Below are 14,050 nucleotides of genomic sequence, written 5' to 3'. Positions count from 1 at the left end.
GGAAAGTGTAACATGTTTTTTCAGATTTGAAAATGTCTAATCTGCCAGTTTACTTGAGCTCCTCAGCCGCTTTGACATCTGACAGGATATCATCATACGGAACTTTCTGCACACCGTCATAATCTTTAAGCACCTTGCCGTCAGGTCCGACTAAATAAAAAGAAGTTTGATGTATGACCTGATCCTCTCCCTCCGGCTTTTTGACGATTGCTTTAAAGCTGTTCAGCGCAAAATCTTCAATGTCCTTTTGGCTGTAACCGGTCAGAAAATCCCAGTTGCGAAGCGAAAGCGGATATTTGGAAGCAAATGCTTTCAGCTGTTTCGGCGTATCCTTTTCAGGATCTACACTGAACGACACAATCCGCACGTCCAGATTCTCAGCCTTCAGTTTTTTTTGCAGTTCGGTCATGTGGGCCGTCATCGGCGGACAGACTGTATTACAGTTTGTAAACATAAAATCGGCAATCCAGACATGCCCCTTCAGGCTTTTCAGTGACACTGTTTTTCCGTCTTGGTTCTGAAATGAAAACGGTTCAATCTGATAGTTCAGCGGGTCTTTTATCGTTTTCCCCCCGCAGGCGCACAAGAGCAGCAAACAAAAGACGGCAGCGAAGATTTTCATTTTTTTCATTTCCATTCCCCCCATGGATAAAACGCTTACAGCATTCATCATAAAAAAATTCCCGCACCCTCCCTTATCAAAAGGAAGGCGCTAAGGAATATGCACCGTTATGCGTTATGTTTTAAAATCTCTTGGTTGAAAACGGCCTCGTAATCTTTCCACTTCATACGGCGCTTGACATATTGTCGGAATGAATACACTGTTCTCACACTTTGTGAAGCAAAAACTTCTCTCAAATAAAGCTCGAGGTGCTGATGAATTTGAAAAAAATAATGTTCACCTTCCGTGACAACCGGTATTTCTGTCACTTTTACCTGAATCCCGTCCTGTCGTTTGAACTCTAGGCTTTTGAGTAACAAGATATCAATCCTTCTTTTTCGATTGTTTTCTTTTTATTATATACAATCTAAGAAAGCGTGTCTGTCATTTTGCGCGGCCGTTCTAAAAAAAGTCAGATTAACAGGTGGAACAGATCCTGATCTTTATTCACCTCTACGTAATGAAATCCTTTTTGATTCATCCGGGCAATGAGCGCGCCGTAATCTTCCCGATGCTTAAGCTCAATGCCGACCAATGCGGGGCCGCTGCTTTTGTTATTTTTTTTCGTATATTCAAACCGGGTGATGTCATCATCAGGCCCGAGCACTTCATCAAGGTATTCGCGAAGCGCTCCCGCCCTTTGCGGGAAATTAACGATAAAATAATGCTGCAGCCCCTCATAAATCATGGAGCGTTCCTTCATCTCCTGCATTCTGCCGATGTCGTTATTCCCTCCGCTGACCACGCAGATGACGTTTTTCCCTTTAATCTCTTCCTTGTACAGATCAAGTGCTGACACGGATAATGCACCCGCCGGCTCCGCTACGATGGCGCATTGATTATATAATTCGAGAATCGTGCTGCACACTTTTCCTTCCGGGACAAGCACAACGTCATCGACAACGGTTTCGAGCGTTTGAAAGGTTTCGGCGCCGATTTTTTTTACGGCCGCCCCATCGACAAATTTATCAATTTTCTCAAGTTCAACCACTTGTCCGGCTTTTTTCGATTCAAAATAGGAGGCTGCGCCCTTCGGCTCTACCGCTATGATTTTTGTATCCGGCGAGATGTTTTTCATGTACGTGCCGAGCCCGGACAGGAGTCCTCCTCCCCCTACGCTTGCAAAAAGAAAATGCGGTTCAACGTCAATGTCATTTAAAATTTCGATGGCAGCCGTTCCCTGTCCGGCCATGACATCGGGATCGTCAAACGGATGGATAAACGTGCGGTTTTCTTTTTCACAGCATTCCGCAGAACTCTTATACGCATCATCGAAAGTGTCACCCGTCAATATGATTTCAACAAATTCTTTTCCGAACAGTTCCACTTGGGATACTTTCTGTCTCGGTGTGGTTGACGGCATAAAAATCTTGCCGTGAATGCCGAGGTGTTTGCATGAAAACGCAACCCCCTGCGCATGGTTTCCCGCACTTGCGCATACAATTCCGTTTTCAGTCTGCTCTTTTGAGAGCTGCCTCATTTTATTATAAGCCCCTCTGAGCTTAAATGACCTGACCACCTGCAGGTCTTCTCTTTTCAAATAGATATTGCAGCCATACCTCTCAGAAAGTCTGTCATTCCTCTGCAAAGGCGTATGGATCACAACGTCCTTTACGTTTTGGTGCGCTTTTAAAATGTCTTTTACCTGGATGAGAGAGTCTTCTTTAAGCAACGGTTTCATTTACAGAGTCCTTTCTTATTTAAATCCCTATTTAATATGCCATTATAACATGAATATTCAAACAATAAGATAATTATTTTAATTTCGTAAATAAAAATAATTAAACCGATACAAGAGAAAAAGATATTTTCGATCGCACAAACGTGTTATACTTAAACCAATTAGAACCAAAAGGAGCCAATTCATGAGTGTAATTGAACAAACTGATCCTTTTTATCAGCTGACCGGCGAACATCACACCTTTTCAGAAGCGAAACGATTGGCCTCGCAATTTGCCTTATCTGATTTGCCGGTCTTCATAACGGGTGAAGTCGGAACCGGAAAAAAACAAATGGCCAGAGCGATCCACCATAAATCCCGCAGAAACAGCGAACTATTTATTACCGTTCACTGCAGCCAAAGCGAAGAGCGGCTCGAGTATGAACTGTTCGGCGCTGAAGGCGCATTAAACAGGGCCCGCCGCGGAACATTATTCTTATATGAAATCGGAGACATGCCGCTCTCGGTACAGGCCCGCCTTCTTTCCGAGCTGGACGCCGGGCTTTCCGCCCGCATCATTGCAAGCAGCACGGCGGATCTTGGCGATACCGGCGCGGAAAATACGTTCAGCCAAGATTTATTTTACAGGCTTCACGTGTTATGCCTTCCGCTCCCTGCTTTATCTGAACGAAAAAGCGATATACCGCTTCTTCTGCAGCATATGCTGACAGCCACGGGGCAGCATGTTCATATCGATCCGTCCGTTTATCCGCTGTTTGAGCGGCACACCTTTAACGGCAACATCAGAGAACTTCAAAATGCGGCGTACTATATGGCCGCGGCAGCATCCGGCAGCACGATTTATCCCGATGATGTCCCGCCGTATATCAAAAACAGCCAGAAAGCGAAAACAGCTAAGAAAAAAGAAAAACGGCTGACATTGATGGAGAAAGAAGAGTTTTTGTTTATTTTGGAATCAATTAAAGACTTAAATACAAAGGGCGAACCCGCCAGCAGACGGAGCATATCCGAATTAAGCGAAAACAGCACAATGACATTATCGCCCCAGCAGGTCAGAAACAGGCTTGATTACTTAGAAAAGATGAACTATGTGACAAAAGGCCGAGGACGCGCAGGAACAAAAATTACATTAGAAGGGTTGAGCTTTTTGCAGTCACTGCAAAAACAAATCCTTTAAAAAGGAGGACATTTGATTGTTCACAATAAAAGAAGAAATCGCAAATGCCGTCACACACGGAATCGGTGTATTGCTGTCGATTCCGGCGCTTATTTTTCTCATTATCTTCGCGGTGAAATACGGCTCGCCGACAGACATCGTCAGCTTTTCAATCTTCGGTGCTTCAATGCTGCTGCTGTATCTCAGCTCGACTCTTTTGCACAGCATTCAGCATAAAAAAACGAAAGACATTCTTGAGATTGTGGATCATTCCGCGATATACGTATTAATAGCCGGAACATATACGCCATTTTTATTAGGACCCCTTAAAGGGGCGCTCGGTCTGACCCTTTTAATTATTGTTTGGTCGCTTGCCATCGGAGGCATCGTGTTTAAAATCTTTTTCGTAAAGCGGTTTATCATTTTTTCAACGCTTGTCTATTTAATGATGGGCTGGCTGATCATCATCGCCATTAAACCGCTGTACGCTTCGCTGTCAGGCCCCGGTTTCGGCCTTCTTCTTTTCGGCGGCTTATTGTATTCAGCCGGCACAATATTTTATATTTGGAGAAAGGTTCCGTATCATCACGCCATTTGGCACAGTTTTGTTTTAGGCGGCAGCGCCTCGATGTTTTTCTGTATTTTGTTTTATTGCGTCAAAGTTCCCTTTATCTGAAATAAAAAAGCACAGCCTCTCGTATAGAGACTGTGCTTTTTTTATGCACGGAGCCGTTTCTGACCGGCCGGATAATAAGCGGGCTTTATATGTAATTCAATGTCAGCCGGTTTCAGCCGTTTCAGTAATCTGCCCTGCAGCAAGCGGTCTGTTCCCGAAGTGCTGACAGGCACAATCGGGAGATCGAAACGAAGAGCCAGTTCCTCCGGATTGATTTTGCCGTCTTCGGACAGAATCAGGCTTTGCCCTTTTTGCAGACGGACTTCCGCCTCCTGAAACACGGCATCCCGGCTGTCTCCGTCACAAATGACACCCATCAGCCGCAGCCAATTTCCGAGAAACGGCATCCGGAAAGCTTTCTCGCCAGCGATAAAACCAGCCGGCTCTTCAAGATGTCCCGCAAGCAGCAGAAGATCAGCCGGGCGCAATCTGTGATGCACATACAATACGGGGCCGTCCGGTATCGGCTGATCATGATGAATGCCGATTGCCGATCCCGACACGTCAATGCAGCCTCTCATAAAGGCTTTCGGCCGCTCATACACCAGCCTCATCTGTTTTTGAAAAGAAAGTCGCGGGTCAAGCTCTTTTTGATTGATATATTCCTGAATATTTTTCATGAACATAAATACAACGTACATCACAAGGCAGCCGTAACGAATCAATTCTTGTCCCCCTGCTTAAACTCAATTCTTTTTCTCGTATACAAGGTACTCATAATCGTAAGGGTTTTTTTCATCTTTTACTCCCTGTTTGCGGGATGTCAATTCCCATTCAGCTTCATTAAATTCCGGAAAAAAACGGTCTCCTTCAAAGACATGGTGAATTTTTGTCATGTAGAGTCTGTCCGCATAAGGAAAGAGCGCACTGTACAGCTGGGCGCCGCCGATCACAAAGCATTCTTCATCGGCCGGGATCAGCTTGAGCACTTCCTCAGCCGAGTCGGCGGTAATACAGCCCGGGAATAAAGATTCGTCCCGTGAGGTTACAACGATGTTACGCCGGTTCGGAAGCGGGCGTCCGATTGATTCAAACGTTTTCCGCCCCATTACAATGGTGTGACCCGTCGTCACTTTTTTGAAATATGCGAGATCATCGGGAAGGTGCCAAGGCAGATCGTTATCTTTTCCGATCAGCCGGTTTTCATCCATCGCAAAAATAAACGAAATCATACGCTGACAGCTCCTTTGATGTGCGGATGCGGGTCATAATCCTCAATGATAAAGTCTTCAAACGTAAAATCAAAAATAGAATCAACATTTCGCGCAAACCGCAGTTTCGGCAGCGGACGGACATCCCTTGTCAGCTGCAAATTCACCTGCTCCACATGGTTTTGGTAAATGTGGACGTCTCCGAATGTATGAACAAACTCACCCGGTTCAAGCCCCGTCACATGCGCGATCATCATTGTTAAAAGCGCATAAGACGCAATATTAAACGGCACGCCGAGAAAGACATCCGCTGAGCGCTGATAAAGCTGACACGACAGTTTTCCGTCCGCGACATAAAACTGAAACAGGCAGTGGCAAGGCGGAAGCGCCATATGATCAATTTCGCCGACATTCCAAGCGCTGACGATTAAACGTCTGGAATTCGGGTTTGTCTTGATGTCGTGAATCAGCCGGGAGATTTGATCAATGGTCTCGCCGTCCGCTCCGCGCCATGAACGCCATTGAGAGCCGTAAACCGGTCCGAGTTCTCCGTTTTCATCCGCCCATTCGTTCCAGATGCGGACTCCGTTTTCCTGAAGGTAGCGGACATTCGTATCTCCTTTTAAAAACCAAAGCAGCTCATGCGCGATGGATTTAAAATGGAGCTTTTTCGTCGTAAGCATCGGGAAACCTTCCTGAAGGTTAAACCGCATTTGGTAGCCGAACGTGCTGATCGTACCCGTTCCCGTACGGTCTCCTTTTTTTTCTCCGTTTTCTAACACATGACGGCACAAATCTTTATATTGTTTCATTTTTTTCATCCTTTTAAAGTAGTCTTTTAGTAGTGTAACACAATAAAAAATCATTTCTGCAAAATTTCTCAGAAATGATTTTTTTATTTCTTCTCGCTATTACACGCTCATCCAGTCAGGCGGCGTATTGCGGTCCCAGTAAATGCTACCGAGCTCATGATGTGATTGAAATCCGTCTTCAGCGGTATGGTAATGAAAATTAAACCAGTAGCCGTCTTGCGGAGGATGGTCCCGGCGGACGTGAAACCTTAAAAGGTCTTCACCCGTCAGCCTGTTATACACATGAAAAATTTTTTCGGTTTTTCCGGCCGACGGTTTACTGGAAATAACCACATCCTGATACGCTTCATCATCTTGAAACTTGGCTAAATGTCCTGTGATCACATCTTCGATTTTCGGCAGAATTTCACTTCTGTAATCATCTTCAATGACCGGAGAGATTTTGCTGCCGAATTTTAAAAATGATTGATTTTCAGCATCACCGAGAAGCTGCTGCTGATACGATTGAAACAGTAATTCAGGCTCCCGCCCTGCCTTCTCTTCTCCCGGCAGGGCATGTTCATCATAAAAAGCGGTGTAATCATTCTGCTCAAGACTGCTCGACTGTCCTGAAGGCTTGTCTGTCATCAAAGCAGCCGGAGGAGACACGAGACCGAACGTTACAATGGTAAACAGAACCACAAGGGTCTTTTTCATCCACAATTTCATGACAGATTGTTCCCCTCTGTTTTATTGTCCTCTTTTCCTTTATTTTAGCATAGATGAAAGCGCGGCGTCATGTCCGGCAGCGTATTATCATGCAATATGGGAAATTGGTAACTGTGACCGAGCGGATAAACCGCTTACAATAAGAAGGAGAAAAAGGAGGGGATGAGATGATTAACGCTTTATTTGCGACTGTATCACTTCTCACGCTGCTTTATTTTGTCGTTATGGAAATCACTGATTAACGAAAAAGAAGCCCATGATATCATGAGCTTACATGGATGACACCGAAGTGGAAAAGCGCCGTCTTTCTTTTCAGCACCTTGAAGCCGTATCGTTCAAACCGCGGGCTTTTCCAATGGTCTTTAAGCACTACGCATTTTTTCGCCGCCCGGACGGCTTGCGTGATGCACTCTTCGTTAAAACCCTCTTCTGCCAGCGCGCGGAGCGGTGCAATGCCGTCTGACGTTTCAACAGGTTCGTGAAACATCGGGTCAAAATAAATGACATCTACCGATGAATCAGGAAGCTCCCGCAAATAATCGGCGCAGTCGGCATGTTTGACCTGAATGCGTTTCATGGCGGTTTGGAGCTGCTCCATTCCGGTTTCCCACGTTTGAAGTCCTGTTTCAACAAGCAATGAGACAAGCTTGTTTTTCTCCAGGCCGATAACTTGTCCGCTTTTTTCGACTGCCAGGCTTGCCAAAATCGCATCAGATGCCAGGCCGAGCGTACAATCTAAAAAGGAATCCCCCTCGCGTAATCCGGCTGCTTTTAACAACGGCTCGGCTTCCCCTCTCAAAAACCGCTTTGCACGGAACATCGCTGTATTCGGGTGAAAAAAGAACTTCTCCCCTTGCTTCGTGTAAAGTTCGAACCGTTCCTTTCCGATGACTAAAAGATCACCAGCCGCTCGTTCCAGCATTTTTTCAATGGGCTGTTTATTGCGGCTGCAGTAAGTGTCACCCAGCCTGACACTGAGTGACTGCGCTGTGTGTATCGTATATTCGCTTGGTCTGTAACTCGTTGTGATCATTTTTTTCTCCAAAAAGAAAATGCCCGGAAATCGGGCATTTCAGCAGTGCGCATCGAAGGCATCCGTCAGATTTTTCATAATTTCCTCCATGTCATGCCCTTCAATTTCGTGGCGGGGAATAAAATGAACGACCTCTTTCCCTTTTAACAGCGCCATTGATGGCGATGAAGGTTCCTGCCCCGTAAAATATTCACGCATTTTTGCAGTTGCGTCTTTATCTTGACCGGCAAATACGGTAACCGTATGATCAGGCGCTTTTTCATGCTGTAAAACAGCCTGAGTCGCAGCCGGACGGGCAAGACCGGCTGCACAGCCGCACACGGAGTTGACAACGACCAATGTCGTGCCCTCTGCCTGTTCCATAAAACTTTCTACTTCTTCAGCAGTCGTTAATTCCTGAAAACCCGCACCCGTCAGCTCACGGCGCATCGGCACGACCAGCTGGCGCATATATTCTTCATAAGCCATTGACATAAAAAAGCCCCCTCTAAAATCCTTATATGAAGTCAAGGATACTATAGAGGGGGCCGGAATTCAATTGTTCAGGCCTCTGTTTTATATTTTCATGATTCCGCCTGTATTGGCGCTTGTTACGAGTTTGGAATACCGGGCCAGATATCCTGTTTTTACTTTCGGCTCGAAGCCTTTCCATTCGGCCTTGCGTTTTTCCCATTCTTCTTCAGGCACTTGTACGTCCAAAATCCGTTTTTCTATGTCAACGATGACATGGTCGCCGTTTTCTACGAATGCGAGCGGGCCGCCTTCAGCCGCTTCAGGCGATACGTGCCCGATTGAAAGGCCCCGGGACGCTCCTGAAAAACGGCCGTCTGTAATAAGCGCCACTTTCGGGCCAAGCCCCATTCCGACAATCTGAGACGTCGGAGCAAGCATCTCCGGCATGCCCGGGCCGCCCTTTGGCCCTTCATAACGGATAATGACAACATCTCCTTCTTTTACTTTGCGGTTTATAATGCCTTCAAGCGCGGCATCCTGGGAATCAAAGACGACAGCGGGACCTTCATGTCTTGTAATCCCGTCCTGTACGCCGCCTGTTTTGATAATGGCGCCGTCCGGAGCCAGATTCCCAAACAGGACGGCCAAACCGCCTTTTTCGGTAAACGGATTGTCAAGCGGATGAATCACGTCATAATCCTTTACTTCATGACCCGCAATTGTTTCTCCGAGTGTGCGGCCTGTTACAGTCAGCGCGTCAAGATGAAGCGCCCCTTCTTTTTTCGCCAATTCATTAAGGGCCGCCGAGACTCCGCCCGCTTCGTGCAGATCTTCAATGAAGACGTCCGAGGCCGGCGCCAATTTCGATAAGTGAGGCACTCGTTCAGCCACTTCGTTAATGCGTTCTAAAGAGTACTCAACCCCAGCTTCATTGGCAAGCGCAAGCGTATGAAGCACCGTGTTGGTTGAGCCGCCGAGAGCCATGTCTAACGCAAACGCGTTGTCAATCGCTTTTTCGGTGACGATATCGCGCGGCTTAATGTCTTTTTTGATGGTCTCCATCAATTGGGCCGCTGATTTTCTCACAAACTCTCTTCTCTCCGGTGAAGTTGCTAGAATTGTTCCGTTGCCCGGAAGCGCCAGACCGAGCGCTTCAGACAGACAGTTCATGGAGTTTGCCGTAAACATGCCCGAACAAGATCCGCATGTCGGGCAGCCGAACTGTTCCAGCTCCTGCAGGTCGCTTTCACCGATTTTCCCGGCTTGATATGCGCCGACGCCTTCAAATACTGAAGAAAGCGAAATTTTGCGGCCGTCGCTTGTACGGCCGGCTGCCATCGGCCCCCCGCTGACAAAAATGGTCGGAATATTAATCCGCATAGCCGCCATCAGCATTCCCGGCGTAATTTTGTCGCAGTTCGGAATGCAGACCATTCCGTCAAACCAGTGCGCCGAGACGACCGTTTCAACTGAATCGGCAATGATTTCGCGGCTCGGCAGCGAATATCTCATGCCGATATGCCCCATCGCGATTCCGTCATCTACTCCGATCGTGTTAAATTCAAAAGGCACACCGCCCGCTTCCCTGATTGCTTCTTTTACGATTTTTCCAAATTCCTGCAGGTGAACATGCCCGGGAACGATATCGATGTATGAATTGCAGACCGCGATAAACGGCTTGCCGAAGTCTTCTTCTTTTACGCCGGCAGCGCGAAGAAGGCTTCGGTGCGGCGCTCTGTCAATTCCCTGTGTGATCATGTTGCTGCGTAATTCTGCCATGGTGATCCCCCTACTGTTTTTAGACTGTGCATTATTTTTAAAATTTTCAGTTTATTCTAGGGCGCGTTCTGCAAATTTTACAGTATCTTTGCCCTGGCTCGCTTTTCTATTCTTTCTGTATTTCGATAAAAACCCTCCAACAATTAATATTGTACTTACTATATAGAGTTTTGAATCATTTTTCAACAATATTCTAAATAATTTTTATAAAAAGTGAATTCAAATAAAAAAGGTGCATGGCGCACCTTTTTGTTATAACTGTTCTTTTTTTCTGCTTTCAGTCATCTGTTTCCAGACTGAACCTTTCGCCTCTTCTCCGTGCTCAATCCGTTCAATCGCCATTTTGACTTGCAGGCTGACTTCGAATTCCGGATCGTCTTCCGCCGCTTTTAATGCTTCCAGCGCGCTTTCATCGCCGACTTCATATAAAAACATGGCCGCGCGCCAGCGCACAAGCTTGCTTGAGTCACTGAGCGATTTCATCATGGCCGGGATGGCGCTCGCATCGCCGAGATCCGACAGACAGTCACCCGCCGTCCTTCTGACCGTCACCGTTTTGTCTTCAAGCGCTTTGTATAACAGCGGAAGCACAGACGGCTTTTCGATCATTCCCAAATAAACGACGGCTTGTCTTCTGATCGAAGTCTTCGGATCATGCAGCGCCTTTTCCAATACTGGTAAATCGTCTTCACCCGGATCCATTTGCTCAAGATGGGCATAGCGCTGTTTCCAGTCTTCATCATCAAGCATCTCCAGTGTCACTTTATAAGCTTTCCGCTGCACTGCCGGTTTGGCCTCACCCTTTTGCTGTGCGGCTGCTTCTGTCAAACGTTTGAGCCGTTCATCACTGTAGGCGGCCTGAAGCTCTTCTGTGACATCGTGTCCGATTTCGGTAAAATCCCCGAAGCGCACGCCTTGTTCTTTCCAAGCCCGCTCAAATACGACATTTGAAGCTTCGGAACGCAGCTTTAAAATGGCTTCTTGGAAACGTTCCGGAAGGCCGAAGCGCTCTTCACGTTCGCCGTCCGTCAATTTGACCTGCATCGGGATTCCGCTGAACATTTGTACGAAAACCTTCACTTCACCGAACGATTCCTGTTCAGAACGGCTCTCAGACTGCTCCGTATGTTCCATTCCGAAAGCGGAACGGACCTGAGGCAGAATTTCCTTCCAGTCAAAACGGGCGTTTCTCTCCACAGCCAGGAAATCGGCAACGTGATAAACGCCCTTTACTCCTTCAATGTTTAAAATATCACGTACGACAGCCGGAGCATCATCTGCCTGATCGGGTTTGTAATTGTTGCTTTTCCCTGCCGGAAGCTCTTCAGTCAAAATCACTTTCATCGTGTTCGGACTCGGCGTCGGTTCTATTGATTTAATCTTCATATTGGTCCTCCTATGCGCAATCTGACACTTATTCTAACATAGTCGGCACAAGCGTTCTATGGCGCCGCTTAGCTTTTGCAAATGCCGGCCTCTTTTTGGATACGGGCGGCGAACTGCAAAAGAAATTGATGCCGCTCCTCTGCTAAACCGGCCCCCGCTTTTGTATTCATTAAGCCTTTAAGCTTGATTAATTTATCCTCTATATGGGCCAGCACACTTGTTTGAGTTCCGTACATCGGATGACCCTTCGCCCCGGCAAACATAAAAGCCCTGCCGATGCCCGCTGCGCCGATCGCATCAAGCATGTCTGCATCCTGAACAACTTTCCCCTCCAATGAAAGCGGCCGCTTTTTCAGCAGTTCCCTGTGTCTGAATGACATTCTCGTGATAATATCCGTGATCTCCTGAATGGGGCCATCCGCGATGTTGAAAGCAGCCAGCCGTTCTGTCACTTCGCCTGCCGTCAGCCTTTCGCTTTTTTCGAGCTTGGCGTCAATCAGATCATGAACCAGCGCGGCCGTCTCAGTGATAAATAAGTCGGCGCCTTCTTCTTTTGCCATATAAACAGAAAGTGTTGCGACCCGGGAAATATGAAGCCAGTCATGGCCCGTTCGTTCATTGATAAGCTTTTCTCTGACCCAATTCCTGACGCTTTCCAGCTGCTCTTTTTCGTTCACCGTATCACCTCTTATCGGGCCAAAAGCTTCTGCACCGTATCTTCAAGCTCTTTTGGGTTGACGTTCGGTGAAAAACGCCCGGTGACTTCACCGTTTCGGTCCACGATAAACTTAGTGAAATTCCATTTGACCGCTTTTGTGCCGAGCATCCCCTTTGCCTGTTCCGTCAGATATGTGAAGAGAGGATGAGCGTCTGCTCCATTGACATCAACTTTCGCAAACATCGGGAATGTGACCCCGTAGTTTTTCACACAGAACTCTTGAATTTCCGCTTCGTTTCCAGGTTCTTGGTTCATGAATTGGTTGCAGGGAAATCCTAATATTTCAAGACCTTCCTCCCGATATGTATCATAGAGCTCCTGAAGCTGCTTGAGCTGGGATGTGAACCCGCATTTGCTTGCTGTATTCACAATGATCATCACCTTGCCTCTGTAAGCCGATAGCGTCATGTCTTCGCCTGTTATGGTCCGTACGTTTATATCGTAAATTGTCATCTGCGGCCCTCCTTTTTACATTCTTCATTTATTTTACCTGTTTTACACTGCAAAACAAACGGTAACCGCTTTTTCCTTCCACTTAACGGAAAACGTTTTTTTCGAGGAACCAAACGGCTCTTTACCCGTCATAATAAAGAGCCGCTCCGAATTTATGCCCATTTGCCGCTTTTATCCCTGTCATTATGCGTTAAATACGGTTTATTACGCCGGGATGGATTGAAAAATGGCTTAAAAATTTCTATAATGAAGAAAATTAACGGGGAATAACGGAGGTGGCATGTTGCCTATTAATATACCAAATCACCTGCCCGCTAAGCAGGTGCTTGAAAGTGAACACATCTTTGTAATGGATGAAAGCCGGGCTTTTCATCAGGATATCCGGCCGCAGAAGATCGTGATTTTAAATCTGATGCCGAAAAAAATCCAAACGGAAACCCAGCTCCTCAGGATGCTTGGGAATTCACCTTTACAAGTTCACTTTACGTTCTTAATTCCGAGCACACATACTCCAAAAAATACGGCAAGGCAGCATCTGGATGAATTTTATACGGATTTTTCCAGCATCCGCCACAAACGGTTTGACGGAATGATTATTACCGGGGCTCCGATTGAGCACCTGCCGTTTGAAGATGTTTCTTACTGGGAAGAATTGAAGGAAATCATGGAATGGAGCAAAACGAACGTCACTTCAACACTCCATATCTGCTGGGGCGCTCAAGCCGGTTTATACTATCATTACGGCATTGAGAAAGTGGAGCTGCCGAAAAAAATCTTCGGTGTGTTTGAGCATACCGTTCTTAAAAAACATGAGAGATTGGTAAGAGGATTTGACGAGCTATACTATGTGCCCCACTCACGGCATACAGATATTAATACGGAGCAGCTGCAATCGGCTTCGGATCTGGATGTGCTCAGCGTTTCAGAGGAAGCGGGGGTCTGTTTAATCGTTTCAAAAGACGAAAAACAGATTTTCTTAACGGGTCATCCGGAATATGATACCGATACGCTGCTTCAGGAGTATGAGAGAGACATAGAGAGAAATCTTTCAAACGTAGAAGCTCCTAAGCACTATTTTGCGCCCGGCGGGAAAGAACCTGTTAACCGCTGGAAAGCTCATGCAACGTTATTGTTTATGAATTGGCTGAATTATTACGTATATCAGGAAACCCCGTATGAATGGGATTAATTTTTGTTTTGAGTGATACGGTGACAAAAATATGATAAAATACTCTTGATTCAGTATGCGTATAACAAAACTTTAAAATAATGGAACATATCAATTAAATTTAGTTTAAATATGTTGCCGCGCTTATTATAAAATGATGCACTTGTGTTATGTTTATCTATAGACAATAACTCCTTACGATGCATGAAGCTTGC

Annotated in this window: 16 protein-coding genes; 3 read left to right on the top strand and 13 right to left on the bottom strand. The window is 46.3% G+C overall.

Features of this window, described 5'->3' with window-relative positions; all coding sequences use genetic code 11:
* Positions 1–49 precede the first annotated feature (49 nt).
* From K3G25_RS08465 to ilvA, 3 genes are all read right to left on the bottom strand, one after another.
* Complete coding sequence (locus K3G25_RS08465) at positions 50–631, bottom strand: SCO family protein (RefSeq protein ID WP_032863668.1); 582 nt, start codon at positions 629–631, stop codon at positions 50–52.
* Between the two features lie 98 nt (positions 632–729).
* Positions 730–981, bottom strand: coding sequence for a DUF2535 family protein (locus K3G25_RS08460; protein WP_007409532.1), 252 nt, complete (start codon positions 979–981; stop codon positions 730–732).
* Between the two features lie 92 nt (positions 982–1,073).
* Complete coding sequence (gene ilvA, locus K3G25_RS08455) at positions 1,074–2,342, bottom strand: threonine ammonia-lyase IlvA (RefSeq protein ID WP_014418155.1); 1,269 nt, start codon at positions 2,340–2,342, stop codon at positions 1,074–1,076.
* 184 nt (positions 2,343–2,526) lie between these two features.
* Between ilvA and K3G25_RS08450 the strand changes: the two genes are divergently transcribed.
* Both K3G25_RS08450 and K3G25_RS08445 read left to right on the top strand, forming a co-directional pair.
* Entirely contained in the window at positions 2,527–3,519 is a 993-nt protein-coding gene (locus tag K3G25_RS08450) for a sigma-54-dependent transcriptional regulator (RefSeq protein ID WP_110124213.1), read from the top strand.
* A 16-nt stretch (positions 3,520–3,535) separates the two neighbouring features.
* Positions 3,536–4,174: a PAQR family membrane homeostasis protein TrhA gene (locus tag K3G25_RS08445; RefSeq protein ID WP_003153625.1), complete on the top strand. Its 639-nt coding sequence runs from the start codon at positions 3,536–3,538 to the stop codon at positions 4,172–4,174.
* Between the two features lie 41 nt (positions 4,175–4,215).
* Here the strand turns inward: K3G25_RS08445 and K3G25_RS08440 are convergent, their stop codons facing one another.
* The 10 genes from K3G25_RS08440 to K3G25_RS08395 all read right to left on the bottom strand — a co-directional run bounded on the left by K3G25_RS08440 (position 4,216) and on the right by K3G25_RS08395 (position 12,667).
* Positions 4,216–4,839 (bottom strand): lysophospholipid acyltransferase family protein, encoded by a 624-nt coding sequence (locus tag K3G25_RS08440; protein ID WP_095060728.1) that lies wholly within the window; start codon positions 4,837–4,839, stop codon positions 4,216–4,218.
* A gap of 21 nt (positions 4,840–4,860) precedes the next feature.
* Positions 4,861–5,346: a dihydrofolate reductase gene (locus tag K3G25_RS08435; RefSeq protein ID WP_007409527.1), complete on the bottom strand. Its 486-nt coding sequence runs from the start codon at positions 5,344–5,346 to the stop codon at positions 4,861–4,863.
* Positions 5,343–6,137 (bottom strand): thymidylate synthase, encoded by a 795-nt coding sequence (locus K3G25_RS08430; RefSeq protein WP_003153622.1) that lies wholly within the window; start codon positions 6,135–6,137, stop codon positions 5,343–5,345. The genes K3G25_RS08435 and K3G25_RS08430 overlap by 4 nt, the downstream gene beginning before the upstream one ends.
* A 99-nt stretch (positions 6,138–6,236) precedes the next feature.
* Entirely contained in the window at positions 6,237–6,845 is a 609-nt protein-coding gene (locus tag K3G25_RS08425; RefSeq protein WP_007409526.1) for a YpjP family protein, read from the bottom strand.
* Between the two features lie 262 nt (positions 6,846–7,107).
* A complete protein-coding gene (locus K3G25_RS08420) occupies positions 7,108–7,878 on the bottom strand; it encodes a class I SAM-dependent methyltransferase (RefSeq protein WP_232489674.1) in 771 nt (256 codons plus the stop codon).
* 39 nt (positions 7,879–7,917) lie between these two features.
* Positions 7,918–8,352, bottom strand: a complete 435-nt coding sequence (locus K3G25_RS08415) for a BrxA/BrxB family bacilliredoxin (RefSeq protein ID WP_003153619.1) — start codon at positions 8,350–8,352, stop codon at positions 7,918–7,920.
* A gap of 81 nt (positions 8,353–8,433) precedes the next feature.
* On the bottom strand, positions 8,434–10,110 hold the full coding sequence (gene ilvD, locus K3G25_RS08410; RefSeq protein WP_007409524.1) for a dihydroxy-acid dehydratase: 1,677 nt from the start codon (positions 10,108–10,110) through the stop codon (positions 8,434–8,436).
* A gap of 252 nt (positions 10,111–10,362) precedes the next feature.
* Positions 10,363–11,496, bottom strand: a complete 1,134-nt coding sequence (locus K3G25_RS08405; protein ID WP_128496692.1) for a conserved virulence factor C family protein — start codon at positions 11,494–11,496, stop codon at positions 10,363–10,365.
* Between the two features lie 68 nt (positions 11,497–11,564).
* Positions 11,565–12,173, bottom strand: coding sequence for an HD domain-containing protein (locus tag K3G25_RS08400; RefSeq protein ID WP_160182738.1), 609 nt, complete (start codon positions 12,171–12,173; stop codon positions 11,565–11,567).
* An 11-nt stretch (positions 12,174–12,184) separates the two neighbouring features.
* Entirely contained in the window at positions 12,185–12,667 is a 483-nt protein-coding gene (locus K3G25_RS08395) for a glutathione peroxidase (RefSeq protein WP_014418163.1), read from the bottom strand.
* A gap of 283 nt (positions 12,668–12,950) precedes the next feature.
* Here K3G25_RS08395 and metA point away from each other — a divergent pair, with 283 nt between their 5' ends.
* Positions 12,951–13,856, top strand: a complete 906-nt coding sequence (metA, locus tag K3G25_RS08390; protein ID WP_003153608.1) for a homoserine O-acetyltransferase MetA — start codon at positions 12,951–12,953, stop codon at positions 13,854–13,856.
* Positions 13,857–14,050: the final 194 nt, after the last annotated feature.

It is taken from the genome of Bacillus sp. FCW2 (assembly GCF_021228595.1).
Classification (GTDB): domain Bacteria; phylum Bacillota; class Bacilli; order Bacillales; family Bacillaceae; genus Bacillus; species Bacillus velezensis.
Note: the sequence above shows the minus strand (reverse complement) of the source record. Positions and strands in the feature narration are given on the sequence as shown.